Here is a 17,318-nt window from a genome sequence, read left to right on the forward strand (position 1 = left end):
ACAGAAACCGCAACAACCGAGCACGCGCGTTAACTAATCGCGCGCGGTCGAACGAATGGAACAACCGGTTCGCTCACCCGACCATCCGCTTTCGCTCGGTCACGGGCCGATCCAGGATTGTTCCGTCGCGTTCGGGCGTCTCCGGAGCGGCTCGTCGTACCTGACCGAGTCTCCGGCGTGCACCCTTCATTCAGATTTCAGCGGCGTCTCACGGCGTGGGCCGGTGCTGAAATCGGGCGGCGTGACCTGGGCTCGGGGGAATTACAAGGTATGTAATCGAGGGGAGAACATATGGTCGACAGCCTTTTCGCGGATGTGTCCTACTTCCAGGCGCGGGTGGACGATTCCTACCCGTACGGGATCTTCAGCTTCCGCTCCAACGACGGAACCTTCCGCGACGACAACTTCGCGGCCAATTACGAATGGGCCCGCGCGGCGGCCGATGACGGGCGCCTGGCCTGTTTCATCGTCTACTTCTACTGGCGGCCGAACTGGCAGGACTGCGTCCAGGTACACCGGGACATGGTCGCCGCGCAGGGCGGGCCGCATCCGCGGATGATCACGATGATCGACGTGGAAACCGGCGGCAATCCCGCCGGCGACCAATCCGACGGCATCAACCGCGCGTATTGGAATCTCGCCGACTGGCTCGGCGATCCGCGCCGGGTGATCGGCTACGCCAACCGGTCCGACTTCTTCGAAATGTGGCCGGACCGGCCCGCCGGATTGCGGGTGATCGGCGCCGGTTACGGCAGGAACCCGAACCTGCCGGGGCAGATCGCCCATCAATACACCGACGGGCAGGGTTACGGGGGCGGCCTGCCCGAAGGCTGTCCGCCCTTCGGCAATTGCGACATGAACTCCGCGGATGGCATGTCGCCCAACGAATTCGCCGCGGCCTGCGGCATCGGAACACAGGAGGAATTCATGTCCGCATTGAACGACGCCGAACAGCGTGAGCTGCTGGAGAAGACCCGCGATATCTGGGTCCAGCTGCGCGGTCCGGACGGGAAGGGCTGGCCGCAGCTCGGCCAGAACGCGGATGGTGCCAACCGCACACCGGTGGACGCCATCGCCGCGGTGGAGGCCGCGGTCCAGCACAAGTAGTCTCAGGAAAGCGGAATCTCGTTGCGCGCGTGCACATCTCCTTCGACGATGCGAGCACCGGTGGTCGGATGGAAGAGGTGCACCGCGCCGCCGTCGCGGACCCGCACGGTGATCGTCTCGGCCAGCCGGGCCGGATTGCGGTGCGGGGAGCGGGCGACGAACGTGAGTGGATTTCCATCTGGCGTACGGACATCGGCACCGGAAGGGCGTCCGTAGACATAGGATTCGCTGCCGAGCTCCTCGATCAGCTCGACCGTCAGCGGGAAACCCGGTGCGGCGAGCTCGAGTTGATCGGGCCGGACACCGACGGTGACGGTGTCGAGGCCCGCGAGGCCATCCATCGCGGTGCGCGGCAACTCCAGCGTGCTGCCCGCGAGATCTATTCCGCCGGAGACGATCCCGGCCTGGAAGAGGTTCATGGCCGGTGAGCCGATGAAACCGGCGACGAATGCGTTGGCCGGGCGGTCGTAGAGGTCCGTCGGCGGGCTGAACTGCTGGAGCCTGCCGTCGCGCAGCACGGCGACCCGGTCGCCCATCGTCATGGCCTCGATCTGATCGTGCGTGACATAAACGGTGGTGGTGCCCAAACGCCGTTGCAGCGCGGCGATTTGGGTGCGGGTCTGCACGCGGAGTTTGGCGTCGAGATTCGACAGCGGCTCGTCCATGCAGAAGACGCGGGGTTCGCGGACGATGGCGCGGCCCATGGCCACCCGCTGGCGTTGGCCGCCGGACAGTTTCGCCGGTTTACGGTCCAGATATTCGGTGAGATCCAGCAATTCGGCGGCGGCCCGGACCCGGCGGGTGCGCTCGGCCAGCGGCACCTTGCGCATCTTCAGCGCGAAACCCATATTCTCCGCGACGGTTTTGTTCGGGTAGAGGGCGTAGTTCTGGAACACCATGGCGATATCGCGGTCCTTGGACGGTACGCCGACCATATCCGCGCCGTCGATGGTGATGGATCCGGCATCGATCTCCTCCAGACCGGCCAGCATGCGCAGCGCGGTGGTTTTACCGGAACCGGAGGGGCCGACCAGCACCACGAATTCACCGTCGGCGATATCGAGGTCGAGCGAATCGACGGCCAGGCTGGTCGCGCCCGGGTAGACGCAGGAGGCGGATCGGTAACTGACGGAAGCCATTTCGCGAGCTCCTTATTTGATTGCGCCGAAGGACAGGCCGCGCACCAGCTTGTTCTGCGCGAGCCAGCCGGCCAGGATGACGGGCAGCGCGGTGAGCACCGCGGCCGCGGAGAGCCGGGCCCAGTACAGGCCCTCGCCGGTGATGAAGCCGACCAGGAAGACCGGAATCGTCTGTGCCTGAACGGCGGTCAGGTTCACCGCGAAGAAGAATTCGTTCCAGGAGAAGATCACGCAGATCAGCGCGGTGGCCGCGATACCGGGCGAGACCAGCGGCGCGATCACCTCGCGCACCGCCGTCCAGGTGCTGGCCCCGTCCATGCTTGCGGCCTCCAACAGCTCGCCCGGCACCTCCAGGAAGAACGAGCGCATCATCCACACCGCGATGGGCAGATTCATCGCGGTGTAGAGCACGACGAGGGCCCAAACATTGTCCAGCACACCAAGATCGCCGACGATGACGTACAGCGGGACGATGGCCGCGACCACCGGCAGCATCTTGGTGCTGATGAAGAAGAACAGCGCGTCCCTGGTCTTGCGCACCGGGCGGAGCGAGAGCGCGAAGGCCGCCGGAATGCCGAGGGCCAGTACCAGAATCGTCGATACGACGGTCGCGAAGGCGGAATTGGCCAGCGTGGTGCCGATACCGCTGTCGAGCACCGCACGGAACTGGTCCAGCGTCGGGGCGAAGACGATCTTCGGCGGATCGGTATAGGCGTCGCCCTCCTGTTTGAAGGCGGTGAGCGCCATCCAGAGCACCGGGAAGAAGAACCCGATGGCCAGTATCCAGGCCAGCGCGCCCCAGCCGACGTTTCCCCAATTACGTTGTCTGCGAATGTTTTCCGATGTAGTCATGCCGCCTGCTCGGATCCGGTGAAACTCTTGAAGATGAGGCGAAGCGCCAGGGTGGCCACCAGCATGGTCGCCAGCACGGTGACAACGCCCATGGCCGCGGCCTGCCCGATGTCGAAGCCGAGGAATGCGCGCTGATAGATGTAGTAGGGCAGGTTCGAGCTGGCGATGCCCGGCCCGCCGGAGGTCATCATGTACACCGCGTCGAAGGTGTTGACCAGGTAGATCGCGCCGAGCACCGCGCCGAGTTCGATGAACCGCCGCAGATGCGGCAGGGTGATCTCGCGGAACAGCGCGAACGCGCCCGCGCCGTCCACCCTGGCCGCCTCCAGCACGTCACGCGGCATCGATTGCAGTCCGGCCAGGATCAGCAGCATCATGAACGGCGTCCACTGCCAGACCAGGTCGGCCATGACCGCGGGCAGCGGATATCTGCTGACCCAGTCGATCCGGTGCACCCCGAACGGTTTCAGCACGAAGTTCACCAGGCCGAAGACCGGGTCCAGCAGGGTGGTCTTCCAGATGAGCGCCGCCGCGACGGGAGTCACCAGGAATGGGGTGATCAGCAGCGTGCGCACGATGCCGCGGCCGATGAACGCGCGATCGAGCAGTAGCGCCAGCCCCAGTCCGAGCGCCACCGAGATGAGCACGGTGCCGACGATGAGCACCACCGTATGCCAGGCCACCTCCCGGAACTGACTGTCCCGCAAGACATCCGCATAATTCTGCAATCCGGTGAAATGCCGGGAGCCCGGCCGGACCAGATTCCACGACTGCGTCGAGTAGTAGAGCGTGAACAGGAACGGGATCTGGGTGACCGCGATCATGAAGATCAGCGCGGGCAGCAGCGGCCCGCGCCTGCGCCAGCGTTCGGCCCGCGAGATCTGGTCGCGCTTGGACAACAAGGTGGTCGCCGACGCGGAAGAGGTTGGGGCGGTGAGTGTTCCGGTCACGACTACTGGTCCTTCCGGTAGGTCTTGCCCACCACGTCCGCGTACTGCTGCGCCTGCGCCAGCGCGTCGTCGACGCTGGTGCGGCCCGCGATCGCGGCGCTGATCTGCTGGCTCACCCGAGTGCCGAGATCCTGGAACTCCGGAATGGTGAGGAACTGCACGCCGGTGTACGGAACCGGTTGCGCCGTAGGATGTTCGGGATCGGCGGCCGCCATCGAATCCAGCGTCACCTTCCCGTAGCGCGCGGATTCCTTTTTGTACTCCGGGATTTCGTAGGTCGACAGACGGCTGCCGGGCGGCACATGGGTCCAGCCGAGCTGTTCGCCGACCGTCCGGATGTACTCCTTGCTGGTCATCCAGGACACGAATTTCCATGCGGCGTCCTGTTTGTGGCTCGTCTTCGGGATGCCGAGCGACCAGGTGTACAGCCAACCGGAATTCGGCGTCGACTTCGTCGGTGCGAGTGCGTAACCGACCTTGCCGACCACCTTGCTGGACGCCGGATCCTCGGTGACGCCGACCGCGGCCGTCGCGTCGTACCACATGGCCGCGTGTCCCTGGGCGAACTGCGTCGCGCATTCGCCGAATCCGCTTGTGGCCGCGCCTGGTTCGCCGTATCGGCGCACCAGATCGACGTAGAACCGCACGGCCTCGGCCACCTGCGGGCTGGTGAACTGCGCATGCCAGTTCTCGTCGAACCACCGGCCGCCGAAGGTGTTCATCACCGTGGTGAGCGGTGCGAGCACCTCGCCCCAGCCCGGCTTGCCGCGCAGGCAGATTCCCGACCGGTCCGCGGTGTTCAGTTTCGCCGCGAATCCGGCGACCTGATCCCAGGTGGGATGTTCGGGCATGGTGAGCCCGGCCTGGTCGAACAGATCCCTGCGGTACATGAGGAAGGAGGATTCGCCGTAGAACGGCACCGAATACAGATCGCCCCGATACGACAGCGATTTCTGGAGCGACGGAATTATGTCGGCCTGATCGTAATCCGGCGCCTGCCGGATGTACGGCCCGAGATCCGCCAGCCATCCGTTCGCGGCCCACTGCGGCGTCTCGTAGTTGCTGATCATCACCACGTCGAATTCACCGCCGCCGGTGGCCACCGACGCGGTGATCTTGGCGCGCGCCTCGTTCTCCGACAGCGAGGTGAATTTCAGCTTGATACCCGGATTTTCGCGTTCGAAGCGCGGGGCGAGGCGGATCGCGTCCTGCATCTGCGAATTCGACACGATCGCGATGGTCACCGCGTCGGCGCCGCCGCCGGTGAGCGCCCCCGCGCCCGCGCATCCGGTGACGGCCAGCATAACGGTGACGAAAAGCGCTGCGGCGCTACGCCTTCGCAGAGTTTGGGGCTTTCGCCGACCTCGGGGCCTTCGCCGATTTCGGGTGGCCGGGACCGAGTTCCGCATCGGTCGCCTCCTCTTTTCTTTCCAACAGCCATCGCGCGCAATCGGCGTCGGTGACCAGCACTGTGGCCAGTCCGCCGTTGAGCGCTCCGAAAATGGCCTCGTACTTCGGTTCGCCGCCGGAGACCAGCACCGACGTCGGACAGTCGCGCACGGCGTCGAGGGTGACCCCGACCGTGCGTTCGGGCAGCGGGCCGCCGACGGGCTCGCCGTCGCGCCGGAAGAACCGGCCGCCGATCTCGCCGACCGCGCCCAGTTCGCGCAGTTCGTCCAGTAACGCGGTGTCGAGGTAGCTGCCCGCGAACAGGGTGGTGGCGGTGGAGACCGGGCCGACGCCGAAGACCATCACATCGGCGGCGGCCCCGATGGCGAGCGCCTTGCCGAGTACGGAATCCCGGCTGAGCGCGGTGACGGTCGCCGGATCGGCGTAGAGCGGTGCGTGCAGCCGGATCGGGGTGGCCTGCAGCTGCGTCGCGCAGCGGCCGAGGGTGTAGTCGACGCCGGTCTGATAGTCGATCGCGGTGAGCGAGCCGTCGAGCTGAACGACGGTGGCGCAGCGGGTGTTCCGGGTGCGCAGCTCCTGTGCGATCGCCACGATCTCCGGGCCCCAGGTGAATCCGAGCGTATCGGTCGGCTGGAGGCGGCGGCCGAGCAGCGCGGCCGCCGCCCGGCCGAGTGCCTGTGTGCCGGAGGCGGATTCGGCGAAGACCTGGCCGAGCACCACCGCCTCGGTGAGCCGGTAGCGGCGCTCGAGGTCGCGTTCGAGGTCGGTGTGCACGGTGGCCCGCAGGTCGGGCGGGACGTTGATCTCGATCCGGACCAGGCCCTGCGCCCTGGCCTTTGCGACCAGTCGTCCGGCGGTGGGACGCGAAACGCCGAGCTTGGCAGCGATTTCCGCTTGGGTCGCGCCCTCGAGGTGGTAGAGCTCGGCGGCCCGGAGGGCGAGCCGCACATCGTCGGGCGGCGGTGCTTCGTGCGTCACAGACATCCTTAATCGTGACCACAGCCTCGGCAGTGAGCAAATGCTCAGAAGCTGAACTATTGCTCAATACGGTATCATTCGAAATGTGATGCACGCAACACTCGTTGGGGTCGCCCGGTGACCCCGCTCGGCAGGGGAACCCTGCCCGAACTGGCCGCGACGGTCTCTGTCCCCGGCTACGACCGCTCCGAAATTCGCACCGGCATAGTGCATTTCGGCGTCGGCGGCTTCCACCGCGCGCATCAGGCGCGCTATCTGGACCTGTTGCACGAGCTGGGCGCCGCACGGGAATGGGGGATCTGCGGCGTCGGCGTGCTGCCCGCGGACCGCCGCATGCGCGATGCGCTCACCGGGCAGGACTGCCTGTACACGCTGTGCGTCGCGGAGGGCACGGATGCGTGGACGCCGCGGGTGGTCGGCTCGATCATCGAATACCTTTACGCACCAGACGATCCCGAGGCCGTCATCGAGAAGCTGGCCGGCCCGGACATCCGCATCGTCTCGCTGACCATCACCGAGGGCGGATACAACTTCGTCGCCGCCACCGGGGAATTCGATGCGGCGAATCCGGCGATCCTGGCCGATCTGGCGCCGGACGCCGTGCCCGCCACCGTATTCGGCCTGGTGACCGCCGCGCTGGCCCGCCGCAGGGCGCGCGGCCTCGCGCCGTTCACGATCATGTCCTGCGACAATATCGCGGGCAACGGCGATGTCGCCCGGCGCACCTTCACCGCCTTCGCCCGGCTGCGCGATCCGGAACTGGCCGAATGGATTTCGCGGGCAGGCGCATTCCCCAACTCGATGGTGGACCGGATAACGCCGGTCACCACCGCGCCGATGATCTCCGAGCTGGCCAGGCGCTACGGCGTCGACGACGCGTGGCCGGTGCTGACCGAACCCTTCACCCAGTGGGTGCTGGAGGACCGATTCCCGTTGGGCAGGCCGGAATTCGAGCGGGTCGGGGTGCAGGTCGTCGACGATGTCGCGCCGTACGAGTCGATGAAGCTGCGGCTGCTGAACGGCAGTCATCAGGCGCTGGCCTACCTCGGCCATCTCGCCGGATACCGGCTGGTGCACGATGCCGTGGCCGATCCGGCGTTCGCGCGCTTCGTATCCCGCTACATGGCCGCCGAGGCGCTGCCGACACTGCCGCCGGTCCCCGGTATCGATCTGGCGGCCTACCGGCGCACCCTGCTGGAGCGGTTCGGCAATGCCGCCATCGGGGACACCATCGCCCGCCTGGCCACCGACGCCTCCGACCGCATACCCAAGTGGGTGCTGCCCGTGGTGCGCGACCAACTCGCGCTCGGTGGTGAAATAGACTGTGCCGCAACGATCATCGCGGGTTGGGCGCGCTACTGCACGGGTATCGACGAGCAGGGCGAACCGATCGAGATCGTCGACCCGCTGCGCGAGCGGCTGGTCGCGGCGGCACGCGCGCAGAGCGACGATCCGGTCGCATTCCTCGCCGACCGTGAACTCTTCGGCGATCTGATCGATGAGCCGCGATTCGTGGCCGCCTACCGGAAGGCGTTGGACTCCTTGCTGACTCGCGGTGCGCGGGCAACCGTGCTCGCGCTGGCCGTCGCGGCCGACAGCGCGGTCGTCCCGGCCATGGAGGACTAGGCCAGGTACCGCCCGTACCAGTCGAGGACGCGGCGCCACGCCTCGCTCGCCGCGGCCGGGGCGTAGCGCGGGCCGGTGTCGTTGAAGAAGGCGTGGTCGGCATCCGGTGCGACGAATGATTCGTGTGGCACACCGGCTTTCGTCAGCGCGGCCTCCGCCGCGGGCCTGGTCGCGCCGACTCTGGTGTCCAGCGCGCCGTAGATGGCGAGCACCGCGGCCTTCGACGCGGACAGATCGCCGTTGTCCGGGAACGGTCCGTAGAACGGTGTCGCCGCGGCGAGTTTCGGCCCGCCCGCGGTCAGCAGCAGCCAGACCAGACCGCCGCCGAAGCAGAAACCGGTGGCGCCGAGCTTCTTACCGGGCGTCCGCCGCTCGAGCTCGTCGACGCCCGCGCCGAGGTCCGCGACGAACCGGTCGGTGGGGATCTTGCTCAGCGCCGCGGTGGCCTGCGCCGGATCGCTGAATTTATCGGTGCCGCCCTCCTCGGAGAGCAGATCGATGGCCAGCGCGGAATATCCGGCGCCCGCGAAACGCCCGGCCACCGAACGGATGTGATCGTTGAGGCCGCGGTTCTCGTGGATGACGAGCACCGCGCCGCGCGGCTGGGCCGCCGCTGCCCAGGCGCCCTGTAGGGTGCGATTCTGCGGACCCTGGAACGTGATCGGCGTCGTCGGCACCGCGGCGGCCATCCCGGGTGGCCCGGAAGTTGTTGTGGCAGTTGATGTTCGGCCGGGGCTCGGCGACCCACCGTCCGACGAGCACGCGGCGAGCAGTGCGGCCGCGGCCGGGACGCCCATGCCGAGCAGGCCGAGGCGGCGCAGCGCCTCCCGCCGGGTGAGGATGCCATCGGCGTGATCGGCGGCGATTTCCTCCGCGATATAGCGCTGCAGCGGCGTCATGGATCCAACCTAGGCCGGAAGCCGTGTATACGCGTGACTTCCGGACGAATCTGCGAGCGCGCTGTGAGATTCCTGTGCCCGCGGGCCGATTTGCTATACGGCGCAAGACACTTCCGGTCGGGTGTTAGCATTAGCTGAATGGTGTCGGCCGCGTCGGCGGCCCCGTCTCGGGGGAGAATCACGTGTTCGACTTGTATTCCGGGCTGCTCGCGCTGTGCGGACTGGCCATGCTGTGGGTCGCCGTCAGCGGTACGGCCCCGGCGCCGATGATCTTCGCCCGGTCCGCCGGGCGATCCGGCTCGGCGGCATAGCGCCGTTGGGGGAGTCGTCGCGCCCACCACGGGGGCGGGCGCGACGATCATCGGTTCCGCAAAATTCCATTCCTGATCGAATTGCGCGCTCGTTGCCGCATTCGGCACATTCGGACCGGGAAATCGTGATCTTTCCGTCGGCACCGATATGCGGGAAAACGTTGATCTTTACCGCCCGAAGGTGAATACGTGCTCGTTCGGTGCGACGGTGCTGGTGCGGACCACGTCATCCGTGATATCGAGAACCCATGAAACCGACGCGTTCCTCCTATGACGTGGTGATCGTCGGCGGCGGCCACAACGGCCTGGTGGCCGCGGCATATCTGGCGCGGGCCGGGCGATCGGTCGCGGTGCTGGAGCGGCAGCCGCGGACCGGCGGCGCCGCGGTGTCCGCGCGACTGTTTCCCGGCGTCGATGTGCGCGTGTCGCGGTATTCGTACCTGGTAAGCCTGCTGCCGCGCCGGATCGTCGACGACCTCGGGCTGCGATTCGCCACCAAGCGCAGGCGGATCTCGTCCTATACGCCGGTGGGCTCCGGCGGGTTGCTCGTCGACACCGCGTCCGCGGCGGGCACCCGCGCGAGCTTCCGCGCGCTCACCGGCTCGGACCGGGATTTCGACGCCTGGCGGCGCTTCTACGGGATGACGCACGAGGTTGCGCGCCAAGTCTTTCCGACGCTCACCGAACCGTTGCCGACCCGCGCCCAACTGGCGGGCCGGGTGGGCGATCCGGACGCGTGGGCGGCGCTGTTCGAGCGGCCGCTCGGCGAAACCATCGAGGCGACCTTCGTCGACGATACGGTGCGCGGCGTCGTACTCACCGATGCGCTCATCGGAACCTTCACCGACGCACACGATCCGGCGTTGCGGCAGAACCGCTGCTTCCTCTACCACGTGATCGGCGGCGGCACCGGCGATTGGGATGTGCCGGTCGGCGGAATGGGCGCGCTCACCGACGCGCTCGCCGATGCCGCGCGCGCCGCGGGCGCGGAACTGGTGACCGACTGCGCGGTGGACGCGATCGAAACCGGCGGCGCCGCGGCGGAGGTGCGCTTCGACGGCGGCGCGGTCGGTGCCGGGCATGTGCTGGTGAATGCCGCGCCGCACGAGTTGGACCGGCTGCTCGGCCGGACACCGGAGCCGAAACCCGAAGGCGCGCAACTGAAGATCAATATGGTGCTGCGGCGGCTGCCCCGGCTGCGCGACACCGCCGTCGATCCGCGCGACGCCTTCGCCGGCACCTTCCACATCGCGGAGTCGTATTCCCAACTGGCACAAGCATATCGGGAGGCCGCGGCGGGACGAATCCCGGCGGCGCCGCCGTCGGAGATCTACTGCCACACCCTCACCGATCCGTCGATCCTGTCCGCCGAGGCGGCCGCGGGCGGAATGCACACCCTCACCCTCTTCGGCCTGCACACCCCCGCGCGGCTTTTCGCCGACGATCCTGCGGGCACCACCGACGCACTGGTGAAATCGACCATCGCCCAACTGGATTCGGTACTAGCCGAACCGATAGCGGACTGCCTCGCCACCGACGCGAACGGAAACCCCTGCCTGGAAGCGAAATCCCCGATCGATCTGGAACGCGAGATCGGCCTCCCCGGCGGCCACATCTTCCACCGCGACCTGGCCTTCCCCTACCGCACCGACGAAGCCGACGACCCGGCCTCCCGCTGGGGCGTCGCCACCGGCCTACCCAACGTATTCCTCTGCGGCGCAGGCGCTGTCCGCGGCGGCGGCGTCAGCGGCATACCCGGCCACAATGCCGCGATGGCGGTGCTGGAGTAGCTGTTCGACTACGGAACGCGGTTGCCGGTCTATGACATGACACCTAGATTGATCCCATGTCATCGAATCGTGGACGGTCGAACGCCGTTGCCGCCGACTACGACTGGATCAAGGGCGACGATCTATACGATGCGTTCTGCTTGACCCTCGTGCGCGGGGTCACTCCGCAGGAGTTCATGGACCGAATCGGTGCGCGGATTACGTTCGGCGCCCTACCGTTCGGCGCAGAGTTCACCGAGATCGCCTTCGACTGCTGGGACAAGTCGCAGGGCGATGTTCTATTCATCGGGGCGACCACAGTGGCCGGGGCCGGTGGCGACTGGACACTGGCGTTCGAAAGGAATGGTTACCTGGGACAGATTCTCGAACTCATGGCCCCGCTGTCAGCGGGGTCCAGACTGGTCACGGTTTTCAACAGCATGAACACCGGCGGCTACTTCCACTGGTTCGAGGACGGTGACCTCCGGCTGAGGTTCGAGGCCATATTCGCTTACGACCGCTGGGGCAGCACCCCGGACGCTTGTCTCGAGTACATGAAGCAGATCGGCTTCAACCTGAACGAGGACCGCGAAGACATCGGCCCGACCATCACCGCCGCGCTCGCTCTGGCCGAACGGTGCACCGGAGTCCGAGTGACCGACGACATGCTCTACGGAGCGGACTTCCTGTGCGGTACGGCCCGCGATCCGCGCCGGACCTGATCATTTCGATCAGGTCGCCACACGCGACCACGAAACGGCTCACCGGCCGACATCGCTCGGACTCCGGCATCGGGAAGCTGGTTATCAGTTGTTTCCGAACTCGGTTACCGTGCAGCGGCTCTCGGTCGGCGTCAGAGTGCACGGCCGTTGCGGGACTAAGACGCGGTACGTCCGCCGATCCGGCGGGTGAGGTTATCCGCCGTCGCGCGGACTCGGGTGGCCAGTGGGGTCCAATCGAATTCGCATGGATCGCCGTCGCAGTGGTGGCGCAGGGTGACGCTGATGGCGGCGATCGGTAGGTGTCCGTGATCGAATACCGGGTAGGCGACCGAGGCGAATCCCGCTGTGACATGGCCGTCTTCGCAGGCCCATCCGCGTCGTCGTTCGGCGGCCAAGGTCTGGCGCAGCTGGGACAGGCTGTGTGGGCCGCGGTCGGTGCGGCGGACGAACGAGGATGCCGACGGGTACAGCGCGCGCACGTGGGCGGCGGGGAGGTGCGCGAGGATGGCGCGGCCCGAGGCGGTGAGGTGGGCGGGCAGCCGGACGCCGACATCGGTGACCAGCGTTTCCGGCCGGGCGGGGCGCTCCTTGATCAGGTACACCAGCTCGTTGCCGTGCAGCACGCCTAGGTGCGCGTTGTGGCCGACCTGTTCGACCAGCTCCCGCAGCAGGGTGCCCGCCAACCGCTCCAGCGGATCGTGGCGCAGGTAGGCCGAGCCGAGTTCGAAGGCGGCGATGCCGAGTCCGTAGCGGCGTTCGGCGGGCAGCCTGGTGACGAACCGGGTCCGCTCCAGCTCGGCGAGCAGGTGATATGTGGTCGAGCGCGGGAGCTCCAGTTCGCGGGCGATGGCGGAGGCCGAAACCGGGCCCGCCTTGCCCGCCAGCAGTTGCAGCACCGCGAGACCGCGCCGCAGCGCGGGGATATCGCTGCTCGTACCCATGGTCTTCTCCTCATCGAGTCTGGTATTCCAGACTAATTCCGGCGTGGCCTGATACTGCACGCACCCTCGCAAGGGTGGAATAGACCGCATGCCGGAAACTGCGCAGTTAGCAACCGTGGCCGTTGACGGGCCGCTGACCAGGGACAGCGTTGTCGCTGTCGCCCGGGCGGGTGCGAAGGTCCAGATCAGCGACGCGGCCGAGCGGCGGATCGCCGCGGCCCGCGCGCACGTCGACGCGCTGGCCGCCGGTACCGCGGCCACCTACGGCGTGTCCACCGGATTCGGCGCGCTCGCCACCCGGCACATCCCGCCGGAGAGCCGGGTCGCGCTGCAACGCTCGCTCATCCGCTCCCATGCCGCGGGCGCCGGACCCGCCGTCGAGCCGGAGGTGGTGCGCGCCCAGATGCTGCTGCGTCTGCGCACAGTGGCCACCGGGCACACCGGGGTGCGGCCGGAGACGGCCGCCGCACTCGCCGCGCTGATCAACGCCGGGATCACGCCGGTCGTGCACGAATACGGATCGCTCGGCTGCTCCGGCGATCTCGCGCCGCTGGCCGCGGTGGCGCTGGCGCTGATGGGCGAGGGACAGGTCACCGACGCGGCAGGCGAGCTGGTCGATGCGGCGACGGCGTTGCGCGCCAACGGCATCGAACCGGTCACCCTGCACGAGAAGGAGGGCCTCGCGCTCACCAACGGCACCGACGGCATGCTCGGCATGCTGGTGCTCGCCGTCCACGATCTGCACGCGCTGCTCGATATCGCCGACCTGACCGCCGCGATGAGCGTCGAGGCGTTGCTCGGCACCGACCGGGTCTTCGCCGACGACCTGCAGGCGCTGCGCCCGCATCCCGGACAGGCGCGGTCCGCGCGGCGAATCCGGTTGGCGCTGGCCGATTCTCCGATCGTGGCCAGCCATCGCGGCCCCGACTGCAATCGGGTGCAGGACGCCTACTCGCTGCGCTGCGCGCCACAGGTGCACGGCGCGGCCAGGGATACCGTCGCATACGCCGAATCGGTCGCCGAGCGCGAAATGGCCTCGGCCGTCGACAATCCGGTGGTGCTGGCCGACGGACGCCTGGAATCCAACGGCAATTTCCACGGCGCCCCGCTCGCCTATGTCCTGGATTTCCTGGCGATTCCGGTCGCCGACGTGGCGAGCATGGCCGAGCGCCGCACCGACCGGATGCTGGATGTCGCGCGCTCGCACGGACTTCCGGCCTTCCTGGCCGCGGATCCCGGCGTCGACTCCGGACATATGATCGCCCAGTACACCCAGGCCGCCGTGGTGAGTGAGCTGAAGCGGCTGGCCGTACCCGCCTCGGTGGATTCCATCCCGAGCAGCGCGATGCAGGAGGACCACGTCTCGATGGGCTGGTCGGGCGCGCGCAAGCTGCGCCGCGCGGTGGATGGTCTCACGACCGTGCTGGCCATCGAATACCTCACTGCCGCACGAGCTTTGGACATGCGCGCGCCGCTGCGGCCCGGTCCGGCCACGGACGCGGCCGTGCGACTGCTGCGCACCAGGGTGGACGGGCCCGGCCCGGACCGGCACCTGGCGCCGGAGATCGCCGCCGCCGAGGAGCTGATCCGCTCCGGCGAGCTGCGTGCCGCGGTCGCCGCCTATCTCGACTGATTCGTTGAATACGCCTGAAACGGAGGCACTTTCATGACACGGACGGTGCGCGCGGCCCGGGGGCCGCAACTGACCGCCAAGAACTGGCAGACCGAGGCCGCGCTGCGGATGTTGCACAACAATCTGGATCCCGAGGTCGCCGAGCGCCCACAGGATCTCGTGGTCTACGGCGGCACCGGCAAGGCCGCACGGGATTGGGCCAGCTTCGACGCCATCGGCCGGGCGCTGACCTCGCTGGACCAGGACGAGACGCTGCTGGTGCAGTCCGGCAGGCCCGTCGGCGTATTCCGCACACACGAGTGGGCACCCAGGGTGCTCATCGCCAACTCGAATCTCGTCGGCGATTGGGCGAATTGGCCCGAATTCCGCAGGCTGGAGGCGCTCGGCCTGACCATGTACGGCCAGATGACCGCGGGCTCCTGGATCTACATCGGCACACAGGGCATCCTGCAGGGCACCTATGAAACCTTCGCGACGATCGCCGACAAGCGTTTCGGCGGAACGCTTTCCGGCACGCTGACGGTGACGGCGGGCCTCGGCGGCATGGGCGGCGCGCAGCCGCTCGCCGTCACCATGAACGGCGGCGTCGCGCTGGTGGTCGAGGCGGACGCGGCCAGGGCGCGGCGCCGGGTGCACGACCGCTACCTCGACGAGATCGCCACCGATTTCGACGATGCCGTGCGCCGGGTTTCGGCGGCGCGCAAGCAGCGAAAGGCGTTGTCCGTCGGCCTGATCGGCAATGCCGCGGAGATGCTGCCGAAGCTGCTGGCCAGCGGGCTGGAGGTGGATATCGTCACCGACCAGACCTCGGCGCACGACCCGCTGTCCTATCTGCCGCGCGGCATAGCCGTCGAAGACTGGCCCGATTACGCGCTCAAGAAACCGGACGAATTCACCGAGCGGGCCCGTGATTCCATGGTCGATCACGTGAACGCCATGCTCGGCTTCCTCGACGCCGGATCCGAGGTATTCGACTACGGCAACTCGCTGCGCGGCGAGGCGAAGCTCGGCGGCTGCGAACGCGCCTTCGATTTCCCGGGTTTCGTGCCCGCCTACATCCGCCCGCTGTTCTGCGAGGGCAAGGGGCCGTTCCGCTGGGCGGCGCTGTCCGGCGATCCGGCCGATATCGCCGCGACCGACCGGGCCATCCTGGATCTGTTCCCGCACAACGAATCCCTGCGCCGCTGGATCACCATGGCCGGGGAACGCATTGCCTTCCAAGGACTTCCGGCGCGCATCTGCTGGCTCGGTTACGGTGAGCGGCATCTGGCGGGGCTGCGCTTCAACGAGATGGTGGCCAGCGGTGAGCTGAAGGCGCCGGTGGTGATCGGGCGCGACCACCTCGATTCCGGCAGTGTCGCATCGCCGTACCGGGAGACCGAGGCGATGGCCGACGGCTCCGACGCCATCGCCGACTGGCCGCTGCTGAACGCGTTGGTGAACACCGCGTCCGGGGCGAGTTGGGTATCCATCCACCACGGTGGCGGCGTCGGGATGGGCCGGTCCATCCACGCGGGTCAGGTGACCGTCGCGGACGGCACCGAGCTGGCCGCGCGCAAGATCGAGCGGGTGCTCACCAACGATCCGGGGATGGGCGTGATCCGGCACGTCGACGCCGGATACGAGCGCGCGGCCACGGTCGCGCAGGAGCGCGGGGTGCGAATTCCCATGCAGGAGCACGGATGAGCGCGGACAAACTGCTGACCGCCATCGAGGCGGTCGGCAAAGACACACGGCGCGGCGGATATTCGCGGCACGTATTCGATTTCGCCGAGCTGGAGCTGCGGGATTGGTTCACCGAGCAGGCGATCCGGCGCGGACTCGACGTGCACACCGACCGCAACGGCAATATGTGGGCCTGGTGGGGCGGACCGGGCCCGGACGCGGTGGTGACCGGCAGCCACCTGGATTCGGTGCCCGGCGGCGGCGCGTTCGACGGGCCGCTCGGCGTGACGAGCGCGCTGGCGGCGGTGGATATCCTGTCCGCCAAGGGTTTTCAGCCGTCGAAGCCGCTGGCGGTGGTGGTATTCGCGGAGGAGGAGGGTGGCCGGTTCGGCGTGCCGTGCCTGGGTTCCCGGCTGCTCACCGGCGCACTGGACCCGAACCGGGCCCGCGCGCTGCGTGACAGCTCCGGGACGACGCTGGCCGAGGCGGCCGCGGCGGCCGGGCACCGGCCCGACCTGTTCGGACCGGATCTGGAGGCGCTCGCGCAGATCGGCTGCTTCGTGGAACTGCATGTGGAACAGGGGCGCGGGCTGATCGATCTCGGCGGCCCGGTGGCCACCGGCAGCAGCATCATCGCGCACGGGCGATACCGATTCTCCTTCTCCGGCCAGGGAAATCACGCGGGCGCGACGCTCATCGGCGACCGGCGCGACCCGATGCTGCCCGCCGCCGCGGTGGTCGCCGCGGCCCGCCGGGTCGCCGCGGCGACACCGGATGCCAGGGCCACCGTCGGCCGCCTCGTGCCGACGCCGGGCGGCACCAACGTCATCGCGTCGACGGTGGATCTGTGGCTCGACGCCCGCGTCGCGGGTGCGGGCAATACCGCCGCGCTGGTCGAGGAGATCGCCACGGCGGCAAGGCGAGCGGCCGCGGACGAGGGGTGCGCGGTCACCATCACCGAGGAGTCCTACACCGACGACGTCGTTTTCGACGAATCGCTGCGCGGGCGGATGGACCGGGTGCTCGGCGGCATCCCGGCGCTGCCGACCGGCGCGGGACACGACGCGGGTGTGCTCGCGGCGCATGTTCCGTCCGGAATGCTGTACGTGCGCAATCCGACCGGGATCAGCCACGCCCCCGAGGAATTCGCCGAATCGGCCGATATCGAGGCGGGCGCGCAGGCGCTGGCCCGGGTGCTGGAGGAACTGGCCGGATGAGAGTTCGCCGCCGGAGCCATCCGAAATCGCCGACGTCACCGAATGCTGCGCAGTGCCAGGCGGAGTTCGTCCGGCACGCCGTGACGAACCGATGAGGGA

15 protein-coding genes are annotated in these 17,318 nt (G+C 68.1%); 8 read left to right on the forward strand and 7 right to left on the reverse strand.

Annotation, left to right across the window (positions count from 1 at the left end; translation table 11 throughout):
• Positions 1-291 precede the first annotated feature (291 nt).
• The gene (locus F5544_RS19695) at positions 292-1,107 is read left to right on the forward strand and encodes a hypothetical protein (protein ID WP_167474537.1); all 816 of its coding nucleotides are present in this window, start codon (positions 292-294) and stop codon (positions 1,105-1,107) included.
• A gap of 2 nt (positions 1,108-1,109) precedes the next feature.
• On the opposite strand, the gene F5544_RS19700 is transcribed toward F5544_RS19695, so the two are convergent.
• Genes F5544_RS19700 through F5544_RS19720 form a run of 5 tightly spaced genes read right to left on the reverse strand, consistent with a single transcriptional unit; the run spans position 1,110 to position 6,442 of the window.
• On the reverse strand, positions 1,110-2,246 hold the full coding sequence (locus tag F5544_RS19700) for an ABC transporter ATP-binding protein (protein ID WP_167474538.1): 1,137 nt from the start codon (positions 2,244-2,246) through the stop codon (positions 1,110-1,112).
• 12 nt (positions 2,247-2,258) lie between these two features.
• Positions 2,259-3,098, reverse strand: coding sequence for a carbohydrate ABC transporter permease (locus F5544_RS19705; RefSeq protein WP_167474539.1), 840 nt, complete (start codon positions 3,096-3,098; stop codon positions 2,259-2,261).
• Positions 3,095-4,000 (reverse strand): carbohydrate ABC transporter permease, encoded by a 906-nt coding sequence (locus tag F5544_RS19710; protein ID WP_238847470.1) that lies wholly within the window; start codon positions 3,998-4,000, stop codon positions 3,095-3,097. The genes F5544_RS19705 and F5544_RS19710 overlap by 4 nt, the downstream gene beginning before the upstream one ends.
• A 50-nt stretch (positions 4,001-4,050) precedes the next feature.
• Positions 4,051-5,352, reverse strand: coding sequence for an ABC transporter substrate-binding protein (locus F5544_RS19715; RefSeq protein WP_167474541.1), 1,302 nt, complete (start codon positions 5,350-5,352; stop codon positions 4,051-4,053).
• A 25-nt stretch (positions 5,353-5,377) separates the two neighbouring features.
• Positions 5,378-6,442 carry a sugar-binding transcriptional regulator gene (locus F5544_RS19720; RefSeq protein WP_167474542.1) on the reverse strand — a complete coding sequence of 355 codons (1,065 nt, stop codon included), beginning with the start codon at positions 6,440-6,442 and terminating at the stop codon, positions 5,378-5,380.
• A gap of 111 nt (positions 6,443-6,553) precedes the next feature.
• Here F5544_RS19720 and F5544_RS19725 point away from each other — a divergent pair, with 111 nt between their 5' ends.
• Positions 6,554-8,062 (forward strand): mannitol dehydrogenase family protein, encoded by a 1,509-nt coding sequence (locus tag F5544_RS19725; protein WP_174867368.1) that lies wholly within the window; start codon positions 6,554-6,556, stop codon positions 8,060-8,062.
• On the opposite strand, the gene F5544_RS19730 is transcribed toward F5544_RS19725, so the two are convergent.
• Positions 8,059-8,961 carry a dienelactone hydrolase family protein gene (locus tag F5544_RS19730; protein WP_167474543.1) on the reverse strand — a complete coding sequence of 301 codons (903 nt, stop codon included), beginning with the start codon at positions 8,959-8,961 and terminating at the stop codon, positions 8,059-8,061. The two genes, F5544_RS19725 and F5544_RS19730, sit on opposite strands and share 4 nt — an antisense overlap.
• A gap of 182 nt (positions 8,962-9,143) precedes the next feature.
• Here F5544_RS19730 and F5544_RS47100 point away from each other — a divergent pair, with 182 nt between their 5' ends.
• The 3 genes from F5544_RS47100 (at position 9,144) to F5544_RS19740 (ending at position 11,763) form a co-directional block, all read left to right on the forward strand.
• Positions 9,144-9,272, forward strand: a complete 129-nt coding sequence (locus F5544_RS47100; protein WP_275107042.1) for a hypothetical protein — start codon at positions 9,144-9,146, stop codon at positions 9,270-9,272.
• A gap of 248 nt (positions 9,273-9,520) precedes the next feature.
• Positions 9,521-11,062, forward strand: a complete 1,542-nt coding sequence (locus F5544_RS19735; RefSeq protein ID WP_167474544.1) for a phytoene desaturase family protein — start codon at positions 9,521-9,523, stop codon at positions 11,060-11,062.
• A gap of 56 nt (positions 11,063-11,118) precedes the next feature.
• On the forward strand, positions 11,119-11,763 hold the full coding sequence (locus F5544_RS19740) for a DUF6461 domain-containing protein (RefSeq protein WP_167474545.1): 645 nt from the start codon (positions 11,119-11,121) through the stop codon (positions 11,761-11,763).
• Between the two features lie 155 nt (positions 11,764-11,918).
• Here the strand turns inward: F5544_RS19740 and F5544_RS19745 are convergent, their stop codons facing one another.
• On the reverse strand, positions 11,919-12,704 hold the full coding sequence (locus F5544_RS19745) for an IclR family transcriptional regulator (protein WP_167474546.1): 786 nt from the start codon (positions 12,702-12,704) through the stop codon (positions 11,919-11,921).
• A gap of 88 nt (positions 12,705-12,792) precedes the next feature.
• On the opposite strand from F5544_RS19745, the gene hutH reads away from it, so the two are divergent.
• The 3 genes from hutH to F5544_RS19760 are packed head-to-tail and all read left to right on the forward strand — an operon-like array spanning position 12,793 to position 17,219.
• A complete protein-coding gene (gene hutH, locus F5544_RS19750; protein WP_167474547.1) occupies positions 12,793-14,337 on the forward strand; it encodes a histidine ammonia-lyase in 1,545 nt (514 codons plus the stop codon).
• Between the two features lie 33 nt (positions 14,338-14,370).
• Positions 14,371-16,023, forward strand: coding sequence for a urocanate hydratase (hutU, locus tag F5544_RS19755; RefSeq protein WP_167474548.1), 1,653 nt, complete (start codon positions 14,371-14,373; stop codon positions 16,021-16,023).
• Positions 16,020-17,219, forward strand: coding sequence for an allantoate amidohydrolase (locus tag F5544_RS19760; RefSeq protein ID WP_167474549.1), 1,200 nt, complete (start codon positions 16,020-16,022; stop codon positions 17,217-17,219). The genes hutU and F5544_RS19760 overlap by 4 nt, the downstream gene beginning before the upstream one ends.
• Positions 17,220-17,318 lie beyond the last annotated feature (99 nt).

It is taken from the genome of Nocardia arthritidis (assembly GCF_011801145.1).
Taxonomy (GTDB): Bacteria; Actinomycetota; Actinomycetes; order Mycobacteriales; family Mycobacteriaceae; genus Nocardia; species Nocardia arthritidis_A.